Raw genomic sequence first — 22221 nt, forward strand, 5'->3', positions numbered from 1 at the left:
CCGGTGCTCGGTCACACCAGGGGCGGTTCCGTCTCGATGTCCACCCACTCCCCCACCCGGATCGCCTCGGTGAGCGGATGTCCGTCCCCCAGGTGCGCGACCGCCCGCGCCCGGACCAGCGTCCGCACCCGCAGTTCCGCCGCCCGCGCCGTCTCGCCGACCGCGGCCAGCGCCAGGGCGACGTTCGCGGTCGCCGCCAGGACGTCGGGGTGGTCGGGGTCGAACCGCCCGGCGAGCAGTTCCGCGGCCGCCTCCGCGAGCGCCAGTGCCTCGGCGGAACGGCCGGCCCGCGCCAGGTCGTTGGCCCGGTTGAGCCGGGCGGTCCCGACGTACGGATGGTGCTCGCCCAGCAGCCCGGTCAGGTCTTCCAGCACCCGGCCGGAGAGCGCCTTCGCCTCCTCGCTCTGCCCGGCCCGGCGCAGCGCCACGGCGAGGTTGCCCGCCGCGACGCGCTCCATGGGATGACCGGCCCCGAGGTGGTCGCGGTGGTAGAGGTAGGACTCCTCCGCGAGCTCCACGGCCTGTCCGGTGTCCCCGAGCGCGCTCAGCGTGGCGGACAGGCTCCCCGCGGCGGCGGCGGTGCCCGGGTGATCCGCGCCGTAGCGTTCCATCAGCTGCCGGTGGACGTCCTCGATCTCCCCCAGCGCCTCCGGCAGCCGGCCGAGCCGGCGCAGCACGGCGCAGCGGAAGCGACGGGCGCGCAGGGTCTCGTCGTGCTCCTCGCCGAGCGCCTGCCGGCTGCGGCGCACGGCCTTGTCCAGCCGGGACAGCGCCTCCTCCGGCCGCCCCGCCTCGCACAGCGCCAGACCGTAGGCGACGCCCCCGAGGATCGTGTACGGGCTGCGCTTGCCGAACACCTCCAACTTGCGGTGGTAGAGCGACTCGTGGACGGCCAGCGCTCCGGCGAAGTCGCCCGTGAGCATGATGGAGACGGCCAGGTTGTTCTCCGCCATGAGAGCGCGCCGGCTGTCCGCGCCGAACAACCGGCGCGCGGCGGTCAGCGTCTGCTCGTCGAGTTCCCGCGCCTCGTGGTAGCGGCCCAGGTGCCGGAGGTCCCCACCGAGGCTCATCGCGGCCGGGATGGTCTCCTGGTGCTCCCGCCCGAGCAGTCCGGTCAGCCGCTCGAACGCGTCCCGGTCCGTCGCGTACGCCTCCCGGACCAGGCCCTGGGTCCGCTGGATGTTGCCCAGCTGGACCCGCAGCAGTTGCACCTTGACGTCGGGCCCCACTCCCAGCGGCCCGATCTCCCGCCAGCGCGCGAGGACCCGTTCGGCGAGCTCGCGTCCCGCGTCGTTCAGGCTGCGCTGCCACAGGTAGCGGACCGAGTTGACGATCCACTGCCGCACCGCCGGGTCGGTGGACTCGTCCGCACCGGACGGGCGCAGGTGAGGCAGCAGTTCGGCGTACCAGGGCCAGTTGTGCGGGGCGTCGGGGTCGCCGGGGTCGGCCAGGGCCAGCGCCCGGTGGGCCACCGCGCGGACCCGTTCCCGGTCGGCCTCGCCGACCTGCTCGCGCAGCAGCGCCTGGACGATCCGGTGCACCACCAGCGTCCCGGCGGCCTGGTCGTAGCGGGCGAGGTTGAACTGGTTGACGGTGCGCAGGATGTCGCCGACGGCGAGCCGGTGGTCGGAGGAGCCGGTCGGCAGCCCGATCGCCTCGATCACCGGCGGGCTGTACAGCAGCCCGATCGGGATGGCGTCCGGGCCGAGGAAGCCGCAGATCTCCAGCAGCCGGGCGGCCGGGGCGTTGATCCGGCGCAGGTCGGAGCCGGCGATCCGCCAGGTGGCGGCGGTGGCCGAGGCGTTGGCGCCCTCCTCGGTGGCCCGCCCGCCGCCACCGGGCTCGATGCCGGAGCGCACCGAGCGGTCGAGGATGTCGGTGAGCGTCTCGTCGAGCAGGTCGGCGTAGGTGGCGGCCGGCATCGGCGTCTCCTGGAGCCAGGCGGCGGCCTGGCCGACGGCGAGCGGCAGGTCGCCGAGGAGTTCGGCGATCCGTTCCGCGTCGGCCCGTTCGACGCCGGTGTTGAAGTGCCGGACGAGTTCGACGCTCTCCGCGCGGTCGAACACCTCGACCTCGGTGCGCCCGGGCCGCCGGGCCCAGCGCCGGTCGCGCGAGGTGACCAGCACGTGGCCGTCCGGCCCGGTGGCGGGCAGCCAGGGGTCCAGCAGCTCCGGGTCCTCGGCGTTGTCGAAGATCAGCAGCCAGCGGCGGTGGGGCCGGCCGCTGCCGAGCGCCTCCAGCACCGCGCGCGCGGTGCGGGTGACGTCGCCGTCGGTCTCCAGGCCGAGGGCGGGGGCGAGTTCGGCGAGCTTCTGCGGGATCACCGCGGGCTGCTGGGCGGGCACCCACCAGAGCACGTCGTAGCCGGCCGCGAAGCGGTGCGCGTACTCGATCGCGGTCTGCGACTTGCCGACCCCGCCGATGCCGTAGAGCACCTGGACCGGCGCGGCGCCGGCGTCGCCGGTGAAGCCGTCGCGGACGGCTTCCAGCAGCCGCATCCGGCCGGTGAAGGTGGGCAGCCGGGGCGGCAGGTCCTGGACGGCGGGGCGGCCGTCGGGGAAGCGCGGCAGGCGCGACAGGGTGAACTCGCCGGAGTCCCGCCAGCGTCCGGCCCCGGGCGGCGGGCCGATCAGCTCGAACAGCTGTGCCTCGGCCTGCTCGGCGGAGCCGGTCGCCAGGTCCAGCGCCCGGTGCCCGGCGAACTGCGGCGGCGCCGGCTGCTCCGGCGCGGCGATCCGCACCGCGAGCAGTCCGCCGGACTCGCCCACCGGGCCCTCGGTGGTGAACCGGCGCCAGATCTCCCGGGCGCGCGGCAGCGTGGCGTACTCCGCGGTGAGCAGGGCGAGCAGCCGGCCGTCGCCGTCCAGCGGCGCGGCGGCCTCGGAGAGCGGGGCGGCCTGCGCCGGTCCGGGGTCGAGCGGGACGGCGGCGCTGTGCAGGGTGGCGAGGTAGCCGAAGCCGCTCAGGGTCCCGGCGATCCACTCGGCCCAGATCCGGTCCTTGGGGGCGTAGCTGACGTACACCTGGCGGGAGCGGGTGCGGCCCTGGCGCAGGTAGGCCGCGTACAGCCGGCGGCGGGCCTGGTCGGGGACGGGCCGCAGCTCGCGCACCCGGCCGTCGGTGAGCCAGTCGGCGAGCCGTTCGAAGGCGGCGAGCAGGGTGCGGTCCTGCTGCGGCCGGTCGACGACGGTGGCCGGCACCTCCTCGTAGGCGTAGAACGGCTTGTACGGCACCTCGACGTCGCGCCAGTACTCCGCGCGGCGCCCGGGGTCCAGCCAGCGGTCCAGGTAGGGGGCGAAGGCGTCGTGGGCGAGGTCGCGGCCGGCCGCCAGTCCGGCGCGTTCGGCGTCCTCGACGCGCATCGGGACCGGCAGCACCCGGATGTCGCGCTCGTCGGCGTCGACGATGGCGCGGGCCGCGTCGACGCCGCCGCGGATGCTCTGGGCGCCGAGGGTGAAGCAGTCCACGACGGTGTCGGGCATCAGCACGGTGCAGATGCCGGAGGTGTCGCTGACGCCGGTGCGGCTGTCGATCAGCACGTAGTCGTAGCTGCCGGTCCACTGCTCGCGCAGCGCGTACAGGAACTCCGCGCCGCGGATGTCGGTGCGGGTGTAGAAGCTGCGCCAGTTGAAGCTGGTGACGGCGGCCGAGTAGGCGGCGTTCTGCCGGCCGGCCGGCATCAGGTCGAGCCGGCCGCCGTCCGGGAGGTCGAGCGCCAGGCCGCACAGGTACTGCTCCAGCCGGCCGGGGGCGGCCAGCCAGTCCCGGGGGTCCGGGCCGGGGCCGCGGCGGCCGGGGCCCGGCAGCGCCTCGTCGACGTAGGCCCGGAGCATGTCGATCAGGCCGTCGGTGGCGTGGAGCTCGGGGTCGACCAGCAGCGGGTGGTAGTAGCGGTGCAGGCCCGGCGCCTCCAGGTCCCAGTCCACCACCAGGACGCGCAGGCCCTGGCTGGCCAGGATCCAGCCCAGGTTGGCGAGCGCCATGGTGCGGCCGGTGCCGCCCTTGAAGGAGTAGAAGGTGACGACGGTGCCGGTGTCGGGGGGCGCCAGGGCGGCGGACCCGTGGTCCGCGAGGGCGGCGTGCTCGGGGCTCATCGGTCCGCTTCTCCTTCACTGGGCGCCCGGGTGGCCGGGGGCACGGTCTCCTCGTGCAGGGCCGCCCGTGCCCCCGGGGCGGCTCCGTTCCCCGGGGTGTTCCCCGGGCGTGGCAGGGGTGGACCCGCCTGGGTCGGCGGCTCCGGCGGGTCCGGCGGCTCCGGCGGCACCGGCGGCGACCAGGCCGGGATGGTGAGCCCGGGCATCGGCCGTGGGTCGGGGCCGAGACCGAACTGGGCGCGGATCGTCTCCGGATCGTCGTCGATCTGGTCCAGCAGCCGGTTCTGGGCCACGGTCACCGTCGACAGGAGCTCGCGCTCGAAGCGTTCCCGCCGGACGTGGATGCGAAAGAGCGGCTCGGGCCCGGACCGGTGCAACCAGGTGCGCGCGAACACCTCGCGCACCCCCTCCCAGAGCCGGGCGCGCGCCGGACCGGGCGGCGGGTCCTCGGTGCTGTCGGGCAGCAGGACGGCGGTGACCGGGTGGTTCTGCCGGTCGAAGTCGCGCAGCGCCTGCCGGTAGGGCTCGCGGCCCGCCGCCCACGGGTCCACCAGCAGGACGCTGACCTCGTTGTTCTCCCGGGCCCGGTCGAGCGCGTCGGCGAGGTCCGGGCCGACCGTCTCCAGGCTGGTGCTGTGCCCGGCCCGGGTGATCACCTGCTGGGCCTGGACCGCCAGCGAGGGCATCCGCGGCGGGTGGTAGGGCGCCCAGTCCCGGGGGTGCGCCCCGTACCAGCCGCCGTGGTACCACTCCTCGCCGTCGGCTCCGCCGTCGCTCCCCGCGGCCGCCGGACCCGCGGCGCGCTGCGGCGGGACGCGGTCCCCGGCCGCCGCGGCGCCCTGGACGGCCCGGTCCCCGGCCCAGCGGGCGGCGACGAACAGCCGCACCAGGCTGCTGCGGCCGGTGGGCACCAGGATCTCCGGCACCGGGAAGCAGCCGTCCACCCGCCCGAGGTCGAGGTCCCGCTGCTCGGCGACCCGCCAGGCGGCGGCCTCCCGCACCCGCTCGGCGATCACCCGCACCACCTGGCGGTACGCCGCGCCGTGCGGGTCCGTCCGCAGCAGGTGGCGCAGCCCCCCGGTGGCGTACTCCGGGCCGAAGTCGTCCTGCACGTACTGGATCCGCAGCACCTCGGCGGGCAGGTCCCGGGGCGGCGGCTCCCACAGGACGGGGATGAGGGCCGGGACGCTCTCGCCGGTCTGCTCCTCGTGGCGCCGCGTCCGGCGGTCGAAGGCGGTCCACTCCTTGCCGCAGTAGTCGCTGGCGAAGTAGGCGGGCGAGTAGAGCGCGACCATGGTGCGGCTGGCGCCGACCATCCGGGAGAGCTGCCGCTCCCAGTCGTCGCCGACCCGCAGCCGCTCGGTGTCGCGGTAGGCCAGCTCGCCCGGTCCGGCCTCGGGCTCGATCCGCGCCAGTTCGTCCCGCAGGTCGGTGAAGAACTGGTCGACGAAGGCGCCCCCGGCCAGCTGGTCCCGCCGTGCGTAGCTGAAGAAGAAGTACGGCCGCACCGACAACCCCCCACCGACCCGGTGAACGCCCCCACCTTACTGGCGTGGCTGACGGCGGGTCAGCCGGTGGGCGGAGGAAGTTGTCGCGGTGTCGTCACAAGTCCGGCCCGGCGCCTCGACACCCCTGGCCGGAGGCCTGCGGCGGGGAGCGCGGACGGCCGCCGGAGCGCCCCGGCGGGCGGCGGCGCACCCGCTCCGGGGGCAGTTCCCCCGCGCCCCGGCGGGCAGCGCCGCACCCGCCTCACGGGCAGAGTCGCTCCACCCGCCAGCCCGTCGGGGCGTCCGGGGCGGCGACGTAGCGCAGCCGGTCGTGCAGCCGGTTCTCCCGCCCCTGCCAGAACTCCACGCTGGCCGGCACCACCCGGTAGCCGCCCCAGAACGGCGGCACCGGCACCCCCTCGCCCTCCGGGTAGCGCCGCTCCAGCTCCGCGTAGCGCTGCTCCAGCACCTCCCGCGAGGCGACCGGGCTGGACTGCTCGCTGGCCCAGGCGCCGAGCTGGGAGCCGTGCGGGCGGGTGCGGAAGTACGCGGCGGTCTCGTCCCGGCCGACCCTCTCCACCCGGCCCTGGACGATCACCTGGCGGGCCAGCGCGATCCACGGGAAGAGCAGCGCCGCGTGCGGGTTGGCGGCCAGCTCGGTGCCCTTGCGGGAGCCGTAGTTGGTGAAGAAGACGAAGCCGCGCGCGTCGAACGCCTTGAGCAGCACGGTGCGCGCGCTGGGCAGTCCCCCGGCGTCGGCGGTGGAGAGCACCATCGCGTTGGGCTCGACCACCCCCGCGTCGTCCGCTTCGTGGAACCACCGCGTGAACTGGCCGACCGGATCGGCGGCGAGCTGCTCCTCGGCCAGGCCCTCGTGCGCGTAGTGCTTGCGCATCACGGTGAGGTCCGGTCCGGGGCGGGCCTCGTCGGCCAGGATCCGGGTGGCGGGGGTCAGGGGCGTCGACTGGGCGCGGTCCGGGGTCTGCACAATCAACATCATCCCGTACGACAAGCAACCGGCACCGCTACCTCCGGACAAACCCCGGTGGGAGATAAGGTGACTCGCCACCGATCGGCTGCCCGTCGTACGGTGATTTGTCCGCAACCGCGCCCTTGGTTCCGGAGATCCGCCGGGACCGGTCGGCCGCCGCGCGAAAAGTCAAGTGCGCGCCCGGGAAACATCACCATCGTGGTGTATGGCGCAATGCACCCCGTGCCTGTCACCCTGGCACCGAGTGCCAACCACCATTCGGTCAGAGGCGTGCCTCCCCACCACGGCGGCCGCCGATCGCAGAACTGAAGGAGCCGTGCATGTCCGACTTCGTACCCGGGCTCGAAGGTGTCGTCGCGTTCGAGAGCGAGATCGCCGAACCCGACCGTGAAGGCGGCGCTCTGCGGTACCGGGGCGTCGACATCGACGACCTGGTCGGCAATGTCTCCTTCGGTCACGTCTGGGGCCTGCTGGTCGACGGCAGGTTCAACCCCGGCCTGCCGGCCGCCGAGCCGTTCCCGATCCCGGTCCACTCCGGCGACATCCGGGTCGACGTGCAGTCCGCGCTCGCGATGCTCGCCCCGGTCTGGGGCCTGAAGCCGCTGCTGGACATCGACGCCGAGCAGGCCCGCGACGACCTCGCCCGCGCCGCCGTCATGGCACTCTCCTACGTCGCCCAGTCCGCCCGCGGCCAGGGCCTGCCGATGGTCCCGCAGAGCGAGATCGACAAGGCCGAGACCGTGGTCGAGCGCTTCATGATCCGCTGGCGCGGCGAGCCGGACCCCAAGCACGTCAAGGCCATCGACGCCTACTGGACCTCCGCCGCCGAGCACGGCATGAACGCCTCGACGTTCACCGCCCGGGTCATCGCCTCCACCGGCGCCGACGTCGCGGCCGCCCTCTCCGGCGCGGTCGGCGCGATGTCCGGCCCGCTGCACGGCGGCGCGCCGTCCCGCGTGCTCGGCATGATCGAGGAGATCGAGCGCACCGGCGACGCCACCACCTGGGTCAAGAACGCGCTCGACAAGGGCGAGCGCCTGATGGGCTTCGGCCACCGCGTCTACCGCGCCGAGGACCCGCGCGCCCGGGTGCTGCGCCGCACCGCCAAGGAGCTCGGCGCGCCGCGCTTCGAGGTCGCCGAGGCGCTGGAGAAGGCCGCGCTGGAGGAGCTGCACAACCGCCGCCCCGACCGCGTGCTGGCCACCAACGTCGAGTTCTGGGCCGCCATCATGCTGGACTTCGCCGAGGTCCCGGCGCACATGTTCACCTCGATGTTCACCTGCGCCAGGACGGCCGGATGGTCGGCGCACATCCTGGAGCAGAAGCGCACGGGCCGGCTCGTGCGCCCCGCCGCGCGCTACATCGGCCCCGGTCCGCGCAGCCCGCACGAGATCGAGGGCTACGACGCCATCAAGCACTGACCCCCCGGGCGGGCCCGGCACCGCGGCCCGCCGCACGCCGACGCGCGTCCTCGCGCGTCGGCGCAGGTCGTCGGGCAGCGGGTCCGGGATATGAACCGGACCCGCTGTTTCCGCAGCTCGCAGGCCGGTCGGCGGCATCTCAGCGGGCGGACCACCGTCGATTCCCGACCGCCCCGGCGGGTAGGCTGCGCCCGTGGCTCAGATCCAGATCCCCGCTGACATCAAGCCCGCAGACGGCCGTTTCGGCTGCGGCCCGTCCAAGGTGCGCCCCGAGGCCCTGAGTGCCCTCGCCGCCACCGAGACCTCCCTGCTCGGCACCTCGCACCGCCAGGCCCCGGTGAAGAACCTGGTCAAGCGCGTGCGCGAGGGCGTGAGCAGCCTGTTCTCCCTCCCCGAGGGGTACCAGGTGGTCCTCGGCAACGGCGGCTCCACCGCCTTCTGGGACATCGCGGCCTTCGGCCTGGTACGGGAGAAGTCCCAGCACCTCGACTTCGGCGAGTTCTCCTCCAAGTTCGCCTCCTCCGTCAAGGCCGCGCCGTGGCTGGCCGAGCCGAGCGTGATCAAGACCGCGCCCGGCACCCACCCGCTGCCGGTCGCCGAGGCCGGCGTCGACGTCTACGCCCTCACCCACAACGAGACCTCCACCGGCGTCGCGATGCCGATCGCCCGCCCGGCCGGCGGCGACGAGGACTCGCTGGTCCTGGTGGACGCCACCTCGGGCGCCGGCGGCCTGCCGGTGGACATCACCGAGACCGACGTCTACTACTTCGCCCCCCAGAAGTCCTTCGCCTCCGAGGGCGGCCTCTGGCTGGCGTCCTTCTCCCCGGCCGCCCTGGAGCGCGCCGCCGGGATCGCCGCCTCCGGCCGCTACATCCCGCCGTTCTTCGACCTGCCGACGGCCATCGACAACTCGTCGAAGGACCAGACGTACAACACCCCGTCGATCGCCACCCTGTTCCTGCTGGCCGACCAGCTGGAGTGGCTGAACGGCAACGGCGGGCTCGACTGGGCCGTCGCCCGTACGGCTGATTCCTCGTCCCGGCTCTACGGCTGGGCCGAGAAGTCCTCGTTCGCCAGCCCGTTCGTGGCGAACCCGGCCGAGCGCTCGCAGGTCGTCGGAACGATCGACTTCGACGACGCGGTGGACGCCGCCGCCGTCGCCAAGGCACTGCGCGCCAACGGCATCGTCGACACCGAGCCGTACCGCAAGCTGGGCCGCAACCAGCTGCGCGTCGCGATGTTCCCGGCGATCGACCCGGCCGACGTCGACGCCCTCACCGCCTGCGTCGACTACGTGGTCGAGCGGCTCTGACCGCTCCTCCCGGACACGCGGGAAGGGCCACCGCCTCCGGGCGGTGGCCCTTCCCGCGTCTTCGGCCGCTACCGGTCGACCAGCGAGCTGATCAGCACGACGACCAGCAGCAGTACCAGGGCGCCGGTCACGATTCGCATGCGAGTCTTGGGATCCACGGTCAACGAGCGTACCCCCGGCCGGTCCGCGCTCAGACGCCGAGGTTGGACCCGCCGGTGGCGTCCAGGTTCTGGCCGGTGATCCAGCGGGCGTCGTCCGAGGCCAGGAAGGCCACGACGTCCGCGATGTCGCCGGCCTCGGCGACCCGGCCGAGGACCGAGTACCCGGCGGCCCTGGCCCGCTCCTGCGGGTCGGCCAGCCAGGGGTTGATGTCGGTGTCGACGATGCCCGGCAGGACCGCGTTGACGGTGATCCCGCGCGGCCCCAGCTCCTGCGCGAGGGTGAGCGTCAGGGTGTTCAGCGCGCCCTTGGTCATCGCGTAGGCGACGGCGGCGGGGAAGGCCACCCGGGTGACGCCCGAGGAGACGTTGACGATCCGCCCGCCGTCGCGCAGCCGGCCCAGGCCGTGCTGGACGACGAAGAACGGCGCCTTCGCGTTGACCGCGAAGACCCGGTCGAAGCCGTCCTCCGGCACCTCGTGGATCCGGCCGTACTGCGCGATCCCGGCGTTGTTGACCAGGACGTCCAGCCCGCTCCCCCCGTCGTACCCGGCCAGCCCGGCGTCGAAGGCGGCCCAGAGCGCCTCGGCGTCCCCGGGGACGCCGAGCTCGGCCGTGACCGTGAAGGCCCGGCCGCCGGCCCGCTCGATCGTCTTCACCACCTGCTCGGCCGCCGCCGTGTCCCGCCCGTGCACCGCGACCAGCGCGCCCTCGCGCGCCAGCCGTTCGGCGATCCCCCGCCCGATGCCCCGGCTGCCGCCCGTCACCAGCGCCGTCTTCCCGGTCAGCTTCGACATGACCGCACCCTCCCATTTATGTAGCGGTCGCTAATGAAAGGAACCGTAGCATGCTTTCTGTAGCGGGCGATATAGAATCGGCGCATGACCACTCCCGCCGCGAAGCGCGGCCGCCCGCGCTCCTTCGACCGCGAGGCCGCCCTGGAGCAGGCCCTGCGGCTGTTCTGGGAGCGCGGCTACGAGGCGACCTCGGTCGCCGACCTCACCACCGCGATGGGCATCCGCCCGCCGAGCCTCTACGCGGCCTTCGGCGACAAGCGCGCCCTCTTCGACGAGGTGGTCACCCGCTACCGGGAGGGCCACGGCGCCTACGCGAGCCGGGCGCTCGCCGAGGAACCCACCGCCCGGGCCGGCGTGGCCCGGATGCTGCGCGAGGCCGCCGCCGAGGCCACCGATCCGGACCACCCGTGGGGCTGTCTGCTGATCAGCTCGACGGTCAACTGCACCTCGCCCGAGGTGGTCGAGGCCGTCCGGGAGCTGCGCAACGCCAACGTCCGCGCTCTGGAGTCACGGATCCGCGCCGACGTCGCGGCCGGCCACGAGCCCGCCGGCACCGACCCGGCGGCGCTGGCGCAGTTCACCGCCACCGTGATCCAGGGCATGTCGCAGCGGGCCCGCGACGGGGCGGGCCGCGCCGAGCTGGAACGGGTCGCGGCGGACGCGATGCGGATCTGGCCCTGAGCCGGCGGGCGGCGGCCCTTCGCAGCCCCGGCGCCGGCGCCCGGCCCGCCCCGGTCAGGCCTCCCAGCGGGCCAGCGGGCAGGAGCACAGCGAGGTGTAGCGGACCGTGCCGCCCTCGTGCGCGCTGAGCATCAGGTGCAGCTCGGCCGCCTCCCACGGCGGCCCCCGGTAGCCCTCCAGCGCCCCCACCAGGGCGTCCAGCTCGACGGCCGCGGTCCGCTGCTCGGCCCGCCGCCGGCCGCGCCCGGAGCCGGCCCGGGCCAGCGTGAGGTGCGGGTGGAAGCGGAACGCGTCGCTCTCCCCCGCCACCTCCGCGGTCGCCTCGTACACCGCCTCGGCGAGCCGGCGCAGCGCCCAGTCCTGCCCCTCCACCCCGGCCCAGAGCACCCGGTCGCCGAACCGCCCGCCGCCGGCCAGCCGCAGCGTGTGCACCGGGTGCCCCTCGGCGACCTCCGCCAGCGCGACCTCCAGCTCCGGCACCCGTTCGGCGGGCACCTCGCCGAGGAACGCCAGGGTCAGGTGCCAGGCGTCGGCCGGGGTCCAGCGCAGCCGGTCCGCCCCCGGCAGCCCGCGCACCGGGGCCACCGCGTCGGCCAAGCCCTGCAGGGCCTCCACCGGAGGCAGTACCGCCACGAAGAGCCTCATGGGGCCATCTTCCCCCGCGCGACGGTTTGGACTAGAACGGATGGCCATGAAGATCCGCAACGGGGGCCCCGAGGACATCCCCGACATCCTGTCCCTGCTCGACGGCGCGGTGGCCTGGCTGGCCGCCCAGGGGCGCACCCGGCAGTGGGGTGACCGGTCGTTCAGCGGCACCCCCGCCCGCGTCGAGCACATCGGCCGGTACGCCCGCGAGCCGTTCCTGATCCGGCTCGCGGTCGACGACGACGGGCGGGCGGTCGGCTCCTGCGTCCTGTCCGAGCAGCGGCCGGAGTACGCCACGCCGGTGGACGAGCCCGAGCTGTACATCCGCAACCTGGTGACCGACCGGTCCCGCAAGGGGTCCGGGATCGGCGCCGCCCTGATCGCCGACGCCCTCGACGAGGCCCGTCGGCGCGGCCTCGGCCTGCTGCGGGTGGACTGCTTCGGCGGTGACGACCGCAAGCTGGTCGGCCAGTACCGGGCGCTCGGCTTCACCGAGACGGAGTCCTTCGAGGTCGAGCAGCCGGCCGGCCCCTGGCCGGGGCAGATCCTGGCGATCCGGCTCGCCGGCTGAAGGCCCGCCCCGGCGCGCCGGGCCGGCGTGCCGGGGCGGGTCCGGGCTCAGCAGGCCGTGGCCAGCTCCGGCTTGGCGCCCGCCGCCGGACGCGGCACCAGCGCCACCACCCGGCCGCCGCGGCCCGGGTGCAGGTCCAGCCGCAGCCGCAGCTCGGCGCTGCGGGCCAGCACCAGGCCGACCGCCCCGGCCGCCGCCGCCGAGACCAGACCGCAGGCCAGCAGCCCGGTCCGGGGCCCGTAGGAGGCGGTGACCCAGCCCACGATCGGCGCGCCGATCGGCGTCCCGCCGGTGAAGACCAGCATCAGCAGGCCCATCACCCGCCCGCGCATCGCGGGCTCGGTGGCCAGCTGGAGCGTGGCGTTGACCGAGGTGTTGAAGCTCAGCCCGAACACCCCGACCAGGGTGAGCAGCAGCGCGAAGGTCCAGTAGCCGGGCGCGAACGCCGCCACCACCTCCAGCGCCCCGAACGCGAGGGCGGCCCCGACGAGTCTGCGCAGCCGTGGCACGCCGCGGCGGGCCGCGATCAACGCGCCGGTCAGCGAGCCGACGGCCATCGCGGTGTTCAGCAGGCCGTACTGCCCGGCGCCGACGTGGAAGGTGTCGGAGGCGAAACCCGCCAGCAGCGTCGGGAAGTTGAACCCGAAGGTGCCGATGAAACCGGCCAGCACCATCGGCCAGAGCAGCTCGGGCCGCTCCCTGACGTACCGCAGTCCTTCCCGCAGCTGCCCCTTCTCGCGGGCGATCGGCGCGGTCGGGCGCAGTTCGGCCGTCCGCATCGCGAGCAGTCCGCCGATCACGGCGGCGAACGACAGCGCGTTCAGCGCGAACGCCCAGCCGCTGCCCACGGCGGCGATCAGCAGGCCCGCGACGGCGGGGCCGACCAGCCGGGCGGTCTGGAAGTTGGCGGCGTTCAGGCTGACCGCGTTGGCGAGGTCCTTCGGGCCGACCATCTCGGAGACGAACGCCTGCCGGGTCGGGTTGTCGACCACCGTGACCAGGCCGAGCAGCAGCGCGAACGCGTACACGTAGTACGGGGTCACCACGCCGCCGATGGTCAGCACGGCGAGGCCGGCGGCGAGCAGGCCCATCGCACCCTGGGTGAAGATCAGCAGCCGGCGCTTGGGCATCCGGTCCGCGAGCACCCCGCCGAACAGGCCGAGCAGCAGCATCGGCAGGAACTGCATGGCGGTGGTGATGCCGACCGCGAGCGGGCTGCCGGTGAGGCTCAGGACCAGCCAGTCCTGGGCGATGCGCTGCATCCAGGTACCGGTGTTGGACACCACCTGGCCGGCGAAGTAGTAGCGGTAGTTGCGAACGCGCAGTGAGGAGAACATCCCCCCGGGCCGGGTGAAGCGGGCGCCGGTGGGGGACGCGGCCGGGCGGGTCCGGCCGGGAGCGGCGGGGTCGTCCGCCGCGGTGCGTTCGTCGGGGTCGTCGTCGCCGTTGCCCGGCAGCCCCGTCGGGGCCGGTGCGCCGGTCTCGGCGGCCGCGGCGCTCGCCGCGGCGGGGTCGGTGGTCTGCTCGTCGGTCCGGGTACGGGTGGCGGCGGCGCTGGCTGCGGCCGGCGGTGTCACGGTGGTCTCCCCTCGCGGCGCGGCGGCCCGTGGCGGGGCCGTCGCGCTCCTGGTGTCGGTCAGCTGTCCTGCGGTGATGCGGTTCTCCTTCGTCCTCCGGCGGCTACCGGATCGCTGTGCCTAGAGGTGTGCGAGCTTGTAGAGCACGGGCGCCGCCTCGCGGAGCTTCGCCCATTCCTCCTCGTCGAGCCCCTCGGCGAGCTCGGCGAGCCAGGCGTTGCGACGCCGGCGGGACTCCGCCAGGATCGTCTCGGCCTCTTCGGTACTGCTGACGACCACCTGCCGGCGGTCCTCCGGGTGCGGCTCGCGCCGCACCAGGCCCTTCTCCTCCAGCATCGCGACGATCCTGGTCATCGAGGGCGGCTGTACGTGCTCCTTCCGGGCGAGCTCACCCGGCGTGGCCTTGCCGCACCGCGCGAGGGTGCCCAGCACCCCGATCTCGGTGGGACTGAGCGACTCCTCGACCCGCTGGTGGCGCAGTCGACGGGAGAGGCGCATGGCGGACGACCGCAGCTGACTGATGGCTGCGAGGTCCTGCTCGGACATCTCGGGCATGTTCTTTAGCCTACGTCATTACTCTGGCTAAAGAAAATTGGATTCCGACGCTCCGCATCCCGGGTCCCGCCAGGGGTCCGGAGCCGTTCAGCGACGGGTGTCCACCGCCGCCAGTCCGTCCGGCATGCCCAGCACCAGCAGCGTGCCGGCCAGCGCCACGGACCACACCTCCGAGCCGGTCCGCACGTCCAGCATCCCGCCCGTGGCGAGGTCCCGCACCCGGACCAGACCGTCCGACCAGGCCGCCGCCACCACCGGTCCGGCCGCCGTCGCCCCGGCCGCCACCGCCGTCACCGGGCAGCCCCGCCGGTCCGAGGGCTCGGGCATCGGCGCCGAGTGCGGACCCCAGAGCCGGACGGCGCCGTCGAAGCCGCCGCTCACCAGCAGCGGGATCTCCGGGTCGGACAGCGGCCCGCCGCCCAGCGCCGTCCCGGCCAGCGCGGTGACCGGGCCGTGGTGCAGCCGCTCGCTCGCCACCTTGCCGTCCTCGGCCCAGTGCACGGCGCCGTCCGCGTCGCCGAAGGCCGGCGACGATCCGGCCATGGCGCCGATCGCCGCCACCGCGCTGAGGTCCCCCGCCACCGCCCGCACCGCGTCCAGCGCCGCCGTCAGCCCGTACACGTCCGGGACCGGCCGCAGGCCGTCCGGGACCACCGGCTCCGGGCGCCCCCAGGCGTCGAGCAGCACCACCACGCCGCCGGCCGTCACCGCCAGCCCCCGCAGTGGACGCGGCTCGGGCACCGCCACGGCGCCGAGCCGGCGGCCACCGGCGGCGTCGAAGGTCCGCACCGCTCCGGTCGGGTCGGCCACCAGCACCTGCGCCAGGTACGGCCCCGCCCCGGGGGCCAGTGCGACCGCCGGCCCGGGCCAGTCCCGGTCGGTGGCCTCCCAGCGTGCCCAGCGTCCGCTCCAGGGCGCGGGCGCCTGGGCCAGGAGGGCCGCCGCGGCCGCGGACACGGTGTCCGCGCCCAGCAGCCTGGTCCGCAGCACGGCGGCCCGGACCGCCGGATCCGGCTCGTCGACCACCGCCGGACCGGCGGCCCGCCAGGCCCGGGCGAGCGCGTCGTCCCGCCGCTCGACCGCGGCCGTCACCGGGACGGGGCCGGCGAGCGCGTAGAGCAGCGGGTCGGCGGCCAGCGGGCCGGGGTCGGCCGCGGCGGCCGTCCAGAGCGCGGACAGCGCCTCCTCGCCGAGGGAGCGCAGCTCGGCCCCGGGCGGCGGCGGGACCGGCGCGGCCGGCGTCGCGGGCGTCCCGAGCACCTGGCCGGGCGACGGATAGGCGGTCGCGTCGCCGCCCCGCTCCGCCGCCCAGACGGCGAACCGCGCCGGGTCCGTCCACTGCGGATCGCCGAGGTCCAGCACGGCGGGCGCGGGCACGGCGGTGAACGCCCCGGCCGCCGCACCGCCGGTCACCGCCTCGACCACCAACCGCACCCCCGGCAGCCGCAGCAGCGGGTCCAGCAGCCCGGTCACCAGGGCGGCCGGGTCCTCGGCCAGGTCCAGCGCCGGGACGCAGACCACGGTCGGCCGGCCGTCCGCCGCGACCGCCTCGACCAGCGGCCCGGGCGCGTGCGCGACCAGATCCAGCTGGCGCCCCAGCGACCAGACGGCCGTCCGCACGGTGGCCCCGGCGGCGGGCAGCACGGCGTGGACCCGCCGCCCGCCCGGCGCCTCCCCCGCGACGGCGCCCCGCACCAGCCACGCCAGCAGATGCGACTTGCCGGAGCCCGGCGGCCCCGAAACCCGGCACAGCCGCGGCGCCTTCGGATCGTCCAGCCAGCCCAGCAGCGCCAGCCCGGCCGGCCTGCGCCCCGCCCCCAGCGGCGGCATCCGCCGCCCGTCGCGCACCATTCCCCGCCCGTCCCTCTCCCCGTTCAGCCCCGCCGCTCGGCCAGGCTGATCATCAGCGCCCTGATCCCGTTCTCCCGGGAGTCGGCCGTCGCCCCGTAGTCGAAGCCGTGGGTGAACTCCGCCTGCGGGAACTCCCGCGCCATCCAGCGCGCGCAGTAGTGCCCGGGCATCATGCACGGCTCCAGCTCGCAGTACACCCGGACCACCTGCCCGGCCTCCACGCCGTCCGCCCGCAGCCGGTGCCAGAGCCGCTCCTCCGGGTGCAGCAGCCCGGGGCCGCCCACCTCGGTCACGATCCGCCTGCCGCCCTGCTCGTCGACCACCTCGAAGGCCGCCGAGGAGTCGACGTTCAGCGGCCGCCGCAGATCGTCCAGCACCCGCGGCCACCAGCCCTCGCGGTCCTCGAACGCCGCCGGGTCGATGCCCAGCAGGCCCTGCCGCAGCTCCCGGTACGCGGCAGCCGCCGCGTCCGGCCGCTCCGATGCGGCGATCGCCGGCAGCAGCCGGTCCAGCAGCAACAGCCCCTGCGCGAACGCCTCCACCCCGGGAGCGACCGGCAGGTCGAGCGGCTCGGCCCCCGGCACCACCGCCCGCACCGAGCGGTCCGAGGCGAAGTACAGCTCGGCCCCGCCGTCCGTCCCGATCCGCAACTGCGCCGCCACGGACCCCGCGTCCCACCCCGCCGCGGCCGCGCACTCCCCCACCGACAGCGGATCCGACTCCTCCGCCGCCCGGAAGTACGGCCCCACCTGCACCGGCAGCCCCGGCTCCCGCAGCGGCCCCGCCGGTGCGATCGGCAGGGCGCGCAAGCCGCGCGGCCCGAAGTGCGCCAGCAGCGCGGCCGCCAGCTCGTCGTCCCCGTTCGCGCTCACATCGTGGCCCAGGTGTCGAGGAACATCGGCCAGAACCGCGCACCGCTCTCGAACGGCAGGGGATCCCAGCGGGTCACGTCCTCCCGGATGTACTCCTCGGCGTCGGCCCAGTCGTACGGGCCCGGGTCCTCCTCGGGGCGCGGGCGCTCGCCCTCGACCTTGTAGAGCAGGTAGGCCAGCGAGGTGAGGTCCCGGTGGATCAGCTCGTACTCCTCGTCGGCGTCCGGATCGTGGACCCAGATCGTCCCGTCGTCGAGGCTGACGAAGACGAAGCCGCCGAGCAGCTCGCCCAGCTGCCGCAGCCTCCCGTGCGGAGTGACGACCGGCAGCGGTTCCAGGGCTTCGACGAAGACCAGCCCGGGATGCGCCGGATCCTTCTCCGCGAGTTCGTCCAGCAGCCGGAAGAGCCGGCTCGCGGTCGGGAACCCGATCTTCGAGGCGAACTCGGCGTCCGCCGGATCCGGCCAGATCTCCGCGGCCGCCTCCGCGCGCACCCGCATCATGGCGCCCGCCGGCAGGTCCTCTTCGACGATGGCCTTCCAGTCGACCGACACCAGCATGCCGGGTTCCTTCCTCTGCGTCCGCGTTCCCCGGCCGACTCTACCGAGTCCTGCGGGCGCGCTTCTGACGGTGCTCGTCCGCGGTCTGCTTGTTCTCCTGGCCCCGCTCGTCGAAGTCGGCGGTGCCCATGGTGCCGTCCGTCCGGCCGGCGGCGTGGTCCTCCCGGAGCTGTTTCACGTACGCCTTGTGACCCTCGTCGCGGTCCTTCGACGCGATCGAGTTGTCGTACGCGACGCCGTGAGTGACCTTCAGGTCCGGATTCTGCGACTCGAAGTGCCGGGCCAGCCAGCGCTCACAGTTCGGCCCGGCCTGACACGGGGCCCGTTCGGTGTAGAGCTCGCTGACGTTGGCCTCCTTGCCGCCCAGCAGGGGTTTGCCGATCGACCGCTCCGAATGGCTCCGGTTGTAGTCGCTCCGGCCGACCAGGATGAACTCGCCCTTCTCGTCCCGGTACCTGAGCGAGGCGTAGTTCTTGCCCCCGTAGTCCCCCTGGGCGCGCCGGGCCTCCTCCACGGCACGGGACAGGTCCGTCGGCTCGGTGACCTTCCGGCTGTCGACCTTCTCGTCGCTCTTCTCCGCGTCCTTCCTCGCGTGGTACGTCTTGCTCAGATCCTGTTTGGACGGGTCCCTGACCTTGGCCGAGGTCCCGTCGAGCAGGGTCTTGAGGGAGCCGTCGGTACCGTCCAGGTCGACCAGCTTGCCGTCCTTGATCTCCTGGACCCGGCCGTCGTCGTGGATGTAGTACTTGCGCGGCGCCGGCCCGGCCCCGCCGTCCCCGCCGCCCTTGCCCGTCCTCGGCGGTGGGGCGGCCTTGTCCCCGCCCTTCTTCGCGAAGTCGTCGGCGTGGTGGGTGTCGTTGTCCCTGTGGCGCTTGGCGGTCCTGGTGAGGTTGTCGCCCGCCTGCTTGTACATCTTCCCGGCGGCCTTGCCCATGTCGTCGGCCAGGGTCTTGCCGAGCTTCTTGGCGCTGTTCTGGAGCGCCTTGACGACCGGGTCGCTCACTCGAAGCTCACTGCCGAGACGCGGGCGCCGAAGACCTGTGCGTGCTGGGCGACCTTCTCGGCCTGCTCGTGCAGGGCGCGGGCGTGCGCCTCCACGGCCGCCGGGTCGATCCTGAATCCGCTGCCGGCCGCTCCGCCGCCGGTCACCGCCGCCTCCGCCGCCTCGAAGACCAGGCCGGACACCGCCTCGGCGACGACCTCGACCAGCGGGCCGACGGCCGCCTCGATCACCTGGCCGACGATGTACTCCTCCAACTGGTGGGCCAGGTGGGACATCAGCTTGCGCGCGGCCTGCTGGGCCGCGACGGCGCCCACCTCCGCCAGGCCGAAGGTCGCCACCGCGGCGGCCTGGGCGGCGACGAACGTGGCGGCCAGGACGATGAGTTCGCCGAGCGCCTCCAGTTTCATCGCGACGATCACGTCCGCCGCGATGTCCATCGCCTGCGCCACCACGTGGGCGGCCTGGATCACCTGGTCGAAGTGCTTGTCGGACATCTGCGCCCACGTGGCGGCCAACGCCTGGTAGGACGCGCCCTCGTAGGCGCCGCCCAGCTGATGGATCGTCGCGGTCGAGTCCGCGTGCACCTCTTCGAGGCCCTTCGCGAACTCCTTCACGTGCTCGCCGAACTCGCGGACCTTGTCCTCGTTGACCGCGGGCCACCGGATGCCGATGAACTCCAGCAGCGTCGCCACTTCACCCGGAAGCTCGATCGCCATCGAGAATCCCCCCGTGAAAGTCCCCCGATTGGATCAGAAGTTTATCCAATTGATCTTTGGCTGCCGATACCCAAAGCGTGCCGATTGTGTAGCGATCCGGAACGATCCCGGTCGGTTCGTGCAGGTCAACGGCCTGCGACCGGTCCGTCGCCCTCCCCTCCCCGACCGCCGTCCCGGCTGGCCGTGCCCTCCGTGACTCCCGGTGCGATGCTGGACCTGGGAGCCGGTCCGCGCGGGCCCCGGCGCCGCAGCACCACCCAGCAGAAAGGGTCGAGCAGCCATGACCGACGTCGCCGCCGAGCAAGCCACCAGGTCCGACCCGGCCGGGCAGGACGACTCCGGCTTCGCCCGCCTCGCCATGGTCACCATCGACTGCGCCGACCCGGTCGCGCTGGCCGCCTTCTACGGCGAACTGCTCGGATGGGAGACCCGGCACGCGGACGAGCAGTTCGCCATCCTGGACAACCCCGAGGGCGGCAGCCCGATCGGCTTCGGCCGGGTCAGCGGGTACCGGCCGGAGCCCTGGACCGAACCGGACGGCGGCAAGCACTTCCACCTGGACTTCTACGTGGACGACCTGGAGGCGGCCACCGCGCGCGCCCTGGCCCTCGGCGCCACCGAGCCCACCTACCAGCACGGACGCACCCTGAAGGTGCTGATCGACCCGGCCGGCCACCCGTTCGGGCTGGCTCCCCTGGACGCCTGACCGTTGCGTCCTTTTTCGGATGGATCCGGCTCTTTTGGGAAGAGTGCGTCAGGGCTTGGTGCCAAGATCATGCCGATGACGTGAAGGGCGCCTCTGACCTGCGATTTCACAGGAAAAACGCACATTGTGGGACGCATCGGGAGCAGCTACTCTCCGGCGGTGTCAGGGCACCCCCCACTCCCAGGCATCCCCCTCGCGGACCCGGTTCCCGGCCGGCCGGTCCGCCCTGCCCCGGTGTCGGTGCTCCCCCTCCCCCAACCCCCGACAGGAGTCCCTCGTGGGCGAGATCCACCATGCCGCGCACGGCTGGGTGACACCGGCGGCCTCGTACCTCGTCGCCTGCCTCGGCGCCTTCGTCGCCCTGCGCGGAACCCGCTGGGCCCTGGTCTCCACCGGCCGCACCCGCGTCCACTGGCTGCTCTTCGCCTCCGCCTCGCTCGGCGCGGGCATCTGGTCGATGCACTTCATCGCCATGCTCGGCTTCTCCGTCACCGGCGCGGAGATCAGCTACCGGCCCGACCTCACCCTGCTCAGCCTGCTCGTGGCGATCGCGGTCGTCGGCATCGGCGTGTTCTCCGTGGGCTACAGCCGGCACCGCCGGACGGCCCTGCTGGCGGGCGGGCTGACCACCGGCCTCGGGGTCGCGGCGATGCACTACCTCGGCATGGCCGCGATGGTCCTGCCCGGCTTCGTCGGCTACGACGGGCGCACCGTCGTGCTCTCCGTCGCCATCGCGGTGTTCGCGGCGACGGCCGCGCTGTGGGCCGCGCTGAACATCCGGGGCACCCTCGCGGTGCTGGCCGCCGCACCGGTCATGGGTGTCGCGGTCTGCGCGATGCACTACACCGGGATGGCCGCCGTCTCGGTCCGGCTGCACAGCACGCGCACGGTCGACGACGGGCTGATGGCGCTGCAGTTCATCTTCCCGCTGGTGGTCGGGCTGGGCTGCTTCATCTTCGTCGGCTCGCTGGCCTTCGCGGTGTCCCCGAGCCGGTCCGCCGCCGGCGCCCAGCCGGTCCTGGTCGGCCGCGCGGCACCGCTCGCCCCGCGCGAGCGCTGACCCCGCACGGGCGCCGACCCCGCACGGGCGCCGACCCCGCGCGAGCGCTGACCCCGCACGGGCGCCGACCCCGCGCGAGCGCCGACCTCGCGCGAGCGCGGCCCGCCTCCCGCCCCGCCTCAGCGCGGGAAGGCCCGCCGCGCCCGCCAGGTGGTGTGCTCGCGCGACACCGCGTCCTCCGCCTCGGCGGCCAGCCGGGCCCAGCGCTGCTCGGCGTCCGGCGCCCGCACGTCGAGGTCGGACAGCTGGTTGCCGACGTTCTCCAGCTCCCGCGCCGCCAGCTGGTACGCGGCCGCCAGCGGGCGGAGCTGCTTCAGCTGCGTCCAGGCGATCACCGCCGCGGCCGCCGCCGAGGTGGCGCCGAAGACGTGCACCTGCAGCGCCCCGGTCGCCTGGGCGATCGCCGCCGCCGCCCCGATGATGATCAGCACCGCCACGCCCAGCCCCCAGGTGACCGCCTGCGACTCGCAGGACTCGGCGCGCGAGCGGTACCACGTCCGCTGTCCCTCCACCCGGGTGCGCAGGTAGAGCGTCCGCCGGGCGGTCAGCGACTCCGCCCGCACCCGGCGCATCTCCGGGGTGATCTCGACGACCGACCCCGGCGGCACGATCGCCGGGTCCTCGAACGCCCGCAGCACGTCCGCCACCTGCAGCTCGTAGCCGCGGTCGACGTCCTCCGACGCGGCGTCACCCTCGAACGGCCTGGCCCGCACCGAGTACTTCCAGGCCAGCGTCTTCACCGACTCGGCCGCCGCCCGCGCCTCGTACCACCGCGCCTGCGGATTGCTGCGGCGCAACCGGGACCAGAAGTACCCGGCCACCAGCAGCGCCACCACCGAGAACAGCGGCGTGATGTCCGAGGCCCCCTTCTCGTCCGGCCCGGGCAGCGAACCCACCGCCGCCGCGACCACCAGCATCGAGATGAGCCACCGGTACCAGCGCAGGGTCTGCTGCTGCCCGGACAAGGACGCCTGATCGGCCGTCCGGAACAGGTCCGGCAGCAACTGCTCCTCGACCCCCGTCGGCGGATCCTGTCTCACCATCGCACCGCTCCCCTCCCCCGTCTCAGCCGGGAGTATGCCCCCCGCCAACTCCCCTACACCGGCGCCTTCTTGACATTCCGCCTTGCACACACCCGCTCGCAACCCCTATAACCGGTTACAT

At 74.4% G+C, this 22221-nt stretch carries 19 protein-coding genes; 6 read left to right on the plus strand and 13 right to left on the minus strand.

Translation table 11 applies throughout. The annotated features are described in order from the left end of the window. Window positions 1-11 precede the first annotated feature (11 nt). The 3 genes from fxsT to pdxH all read right to left on the minus strand — a co-directional run bounded on the left by fxsT (window position 12) and on the right by pdxH (window position 6476). A complete protein-coding gene (gene fxsT, locus ACF1AK_RS05620) occupies window positions 12-4094 on the minus strand; it encodes an FxSxx-COOH system tetratricopeptide repeat protein (RefSeq protein WP_391497485.1) in 4083 nt (1360 codons plus the stop codon). Beyond that, window positions 4091-5602: a TIR-like protein FxsC gene (locus tag ACF1AK_RS05625; protein ID WP_391497486.1), complete on the minus strand. Its 1512-nt coding sequence runs from the start codon at window positions 5600-5602 to the stop codon at window positions 4091-4093. The genes fxsT and ACF1AK_RS05625 overlap by 4 nt, the downstream gene beginning before the upstream one ends. A gap of 241 nt (window positions 5603-5843) precedes the next feature. Beyond that, window positions 5844-6476 carry a pyridoxamine 5'-phosphate oxidase gene (gene pdxH, locus ACF1AK_RS05630; protein WP_391498023.1) on the minus strand — a complete coding sequence of 211 codons (633 nt, stop codon included), beginning with the start codon at window positions 6474-6476 and terminating at the stop codon, window positions 5844-5846. A 416-nt stretch (window positions 6477-6892) separates the two neighbouring features. On the opposite strand from pdxH, the gene ACF1AK_RS05635 reads away from it, so the two are divergent. Together ACF1AK_RS05635 and serC are read left to right on the plus strand one after the other, a co-directional pair. Continuing rightward, the gene (locus ACF1AK_RS05635) at window positions 6893-7993 is read left to right on the plus strand and encodes a citrate synthase 2 (protein ID WP_391497487.1); all 1101 of its coding nucleotides are present in this window, start codon (window positions 6893-6895) and stop codon (window positions 7991-7993) included. Window positions 7994-8186: 193 nt separating this feature from the next. Then, complete coding sequence (gene serC, locus ACF1AK_RS05640) at window positions 8187-9305, plus strand: phosphoserine transaminase (RefSeq protein WP_391497488.1); 1119 nt, start codon at window positions 8187-8189, stop codon at window positions 9303-9305. Window positions 9306-9495: 190 nt separating this feature from the next. Here serC and ACF1AK_RS05645 read toward each other — a convergent pair whose 3' ends face one another. Further along, complete coding sequence (locus tag ACF1AK_RS05645; protein WP_391497489.1) at window positions 9496-10260, minus strand: SDR family NAD(P)-dependent oxidoreductase; 765 nt, start codon at window positions 10258-10260, stop codon at window positions 9496-9498. A gap of 84 nt (window positions 10261-10344) precedes the next feature. Between ACF1AK_RS05645 and ACF1AK_RS05650 the strand changes: the two genes are divergently transcribed. Beyond that, a complete protein-coding gene (locus ACF1AK_RS05650) occupies window positions 10345-10941 on the plus strand; it encodes a TetR/AcrR family transcriptional regulator (protein ID WP_391497490.1) in 597 nt (198 codons plus the stop codon). A gap of 54 nt (window positions 10942-10995) precedes the next feature. On the opposite strand, the gene thpR is transcribed toward ACF1AK_RS05650, so the two are convergent. Beyond that, the gene (thpR, locus tag ACF1AK_RS05655) at window positions 10996-11586 is read right to left on the minus strand and encodes an RNA 2',3'-cyclic phosphodiesterase (RefSeq protein WP_391497491.1); all 591 of its coding nucleotides are present in this window, start codon (window positions 11584-11586) and stop codon (window positions 10996-10998) included. Between the two features lie 46 nt (window positions 11587-11632). Between thpR and ACF1AK_RS05660 the strand changes: the two genes are divergently transcribed. Next, the gene (locus tag ACF1AK_RS05660) at window positions 11633-12157 is read left to right on the plus strand and encodes a GNAT family N-acetyltransferase (RefSeq protein WP_391498024.1); all 525 of its coding nucleotides are present in this window, start codon (window positions 11633-11635) and stop codon (window positions 12155-12157) included. 47 nt (window positions 12158-12204) lie between these two features. Here ACF1AK_RS05660 and ACF1AK_RS05665 read toward each other — a convergent pair whose 3' ends face one another. From ACF1AK_RS05665 to ACF1AK_RS05695, 7 genes are all read right to left on the minus strand, one after another. Then, window positions 12205-13494 (minus strand): MFS transporter, encoded by a 1290-nt coding sequence (locus ACF1AK_RS05665; protein ID WP_391498025.1) that lies wholly within the window; start codon window positions 13492-13494, stop codon window positions 12205-12207. A gap of 360 nt (window positions 13495-13854) precedes the next feature. Next, a complete protein-coding gene (locus ACF1AK_RS05670; RefSeq protein WP_376140043.1) occupies window positions 13855-14289 on the minus strand; it encodes a MarR family winged helix-turn-helix transcriptional regulator in 435 nt (144 codons plus the stop codon). A gap of 87 nt (window positions 14290-14376) precedes the next feature. After that, window positions 14377-16140 (minus strand): hypothetical protein, encoded by a 1764-nt coding sequence (locus tag ACF1AK_RS05675; RefSeq protein WP_391497492.1) that lies wholly within the window; start codon window positions 16138-16140, stop codon window positions 14377-14379. Window positions 16141-16163: 23 nt separating this feature from the next. Next, the gene (locus tag ACF1AK_RS05680; RefSeq protein WP_391497493.1) at window positions 16164-17012 is read right to left on the minus strand and encodes a nucleic acid/nucleotide deaminase domain-containing protein; all 849 of its coding nucleotides are present in this window, start codon (window positions 17010-17012) and stop codon (window positions 16164-16166) included. Continuing rightward, window positions 17009-17572: an SUKH-4 family immunity protein gene (locus ACF1AK_RS05685; protein WP_391497494.1), complete on the minus strand. Its 564-nt coding sequence runs from the start codon at window positions 17570-17572 to the stop codon at window positions 17009-17011. The genes ACF1AK_RS05680 and ACF1AK_RS05685 overlap by 4 nt, the downstream gene beginning before the upstream one ends. A gap of 40 nt (window positions 17573-17612) precedes the next feature. Beyond that, on the minus strand, window positions 17613-18575 hold the full coding sequence (locus tag ACF1AK_RS05690) for a nucleic acid/nucleotide deaminase domain-containing protein (RefSeq protein ID WP_391497495.1): 963 nt from the start codon (window positions 18573-18575) through the stop codon (window positions 17613-17615). Continuing rightward, window positions 18572-19291, minus strand: a complete 720-nt coding sequence (locus tag ACF1AK_RS05695) for a WXG100 family type VII secretion target (protein ID WP_391497496.1) — start codon at window positions 19289-19291, stop codon at window positions 18572-18574. Before ACF1AK_RS05695 ends, ACF1AK_RS05690 begins: the two co-directional genes overlap by 4 nt. 280 nt (window positions 19292-19571) lie before the next feature. On the opposite strand from ACF1AK_RS05695, the gene ACF1AK_RS05700 reads away from it, so the two are divergent. Together ACF1AK_RS05700 and ACF1AK_RS05705 are read left to right on the plus strand one after the other, a co-directional pair. Continuing rightward, window positions 19572-19997 (plus strand): VOC family protein, encoded by a 426-nt coding sequence (locus tag ACF1AK_RS05700; RefSeq protein ID WP_391497497.1) that lies wholly within the window; start codon window positions 19572-19574, stop codon window positions 19995-19997. A 277-nt stretch (window positions 19998-20274) separates the two neighbouring features. Then, entirely contained in the window at window positions 20275-21057 is a 783-nt protein-coding gene (locus ACF1AK_RS05705) for an MHYT domain-containing protein (RefSeq protein ID WP_391497498.1), read from the plus strand. A gap of 119 nt (window positions 21058-21176) precedes the next feature. Here the strand turns inward: ACF1AK_RS05705 and ACF1AK_RS05710 are convergent, their stop codons facing one another. Next, the gene (locus tag ACF1AK_RS05710) at window positions 21177-22100 is read right to left on the minus strand and encodes a DUF4231 domain-containing protein (protein ID WP_391497499.1); all 924 of its coding nucleotides are present in this window, start codon (window positions 22098-22100) and stop codon (window positions 21177-21179) included. Window positions 22101-22221: the final 121 nt, after the last annotated feature.

This window comes from Kitasatospora sp. NPDC015120, assembly GCF_043080305.1.
Taxonomy (GTDB): Bacteria; Actinomycetota; Actinomycetes; order Streptomycetales; family Streptomycetaceae; genus Kitasatospora.

Excerpts from the sequence above, each read along its gene's own strand:
- fxsT (WP_391497485.1), bottom strand. The coding sequence starts at position 4,094 with ATGAGCCCCGAGCACGCCGCCCTCGCGGACCACGGGTCCGCCGCCCTG.
- pdxH (WP_391498023.1), bottom strand. The coding sequence starts at position 6,476 with ATGCGCAAGCACTACGCGCACGAGGGCCTGGCCGAGGAGCAGCTCGCC.
- ACF1AK_RS05635 (WP_391497487.1), top strand. The coding sequence starts at position 6,893 with ATGTCCGACTTCGTACCCGGGCTCGAAGGTGTCGTCGCGTTCGAGAGC.
- ACF1AK_RS05645 (WP_391497489.1), bottom strand. The coding sequence starts at position 10,260 with ATGTCGAAGCTGACCGGGAAGACGGCGCTGGTGACGGGCGGCAGCCGG.
- ACF1AK_RS05650 (WP_391497490.1), top strand. The coding sequence starts at position 10,345 with ATGACCACTCCCGCCGCGAAGCGCGGCCGCCCGCGCTCCTTCGACCGC.
- thpR (WP_391497491.1), bottom strand. The coding sequence starts at position 11,586 with ATGAGGCTCTTCGTGGCGGTACTGCCTCCGGTGGAGGCCCTGCAGGGC.
- ACF1AK_RS05660 (WP_391498024.1), top strand. The coding sequence starts at position 11,633 with ATGAAGATCCGCAACGGGGGCCCCGAGGACATCCCCGACATCCTGTCC.
- ACF1AK_RS05665 (WP_391498025.1), bottom strand. The coding sequence starts at position 13,494 with ATGTTCTCCTCACTGCGCGTTCGCAACTACCGCTACTACTTCGCCGGC.
- ACF1AK_RS05670 (WP_376140043.1), bottom strand. The coding sequence starts at position 14,289 with ATGCCCGAGATGTCCGAGCAGGACCTCGCAGCCATCAGTCAGCTGCGG.
- ACF1AK_RS05675 (WP_391497492.1), bottom strand. The coding sequence starts at position 16,140 with ATGGTGCGCGACGGGCGGCGGATGCCGCCGCTGGGGGCGGGGCGCAGG.
- ACF1AK_RS05685 (WP_391497494.1), bottom strand. The coding sequence starts at position 17,572 with ATGCTGGTGTCGGTCGACTGGAAGGCCATCGTCGAAGAGGACCTGCCG.
- ACF1AK_RS05695 (WP_391497496.1), bottom strand. The coding sequence starts at position 19,291 with ATGGCGATCGAGCTTCCGGGTGAAGTGGCGACGCTGCTGGAGTTCATC.
- ACF1AK_RS05700 (WP_391497497.1), top strand. The coding sequence starts at position 19,572 with ATGACCGACGTCGCCGCCGAGCAAGCCACCAGGTCCGACCCGGCCGGG.
- ACF1AK_RS05710 (WP_391497499.1), bottom strand. The coding sequence starts at position 22,100 with ATGGTGAGACAGGATCCGCCGACGGGGGTCGAGGAGCAGTTGCTGCCG.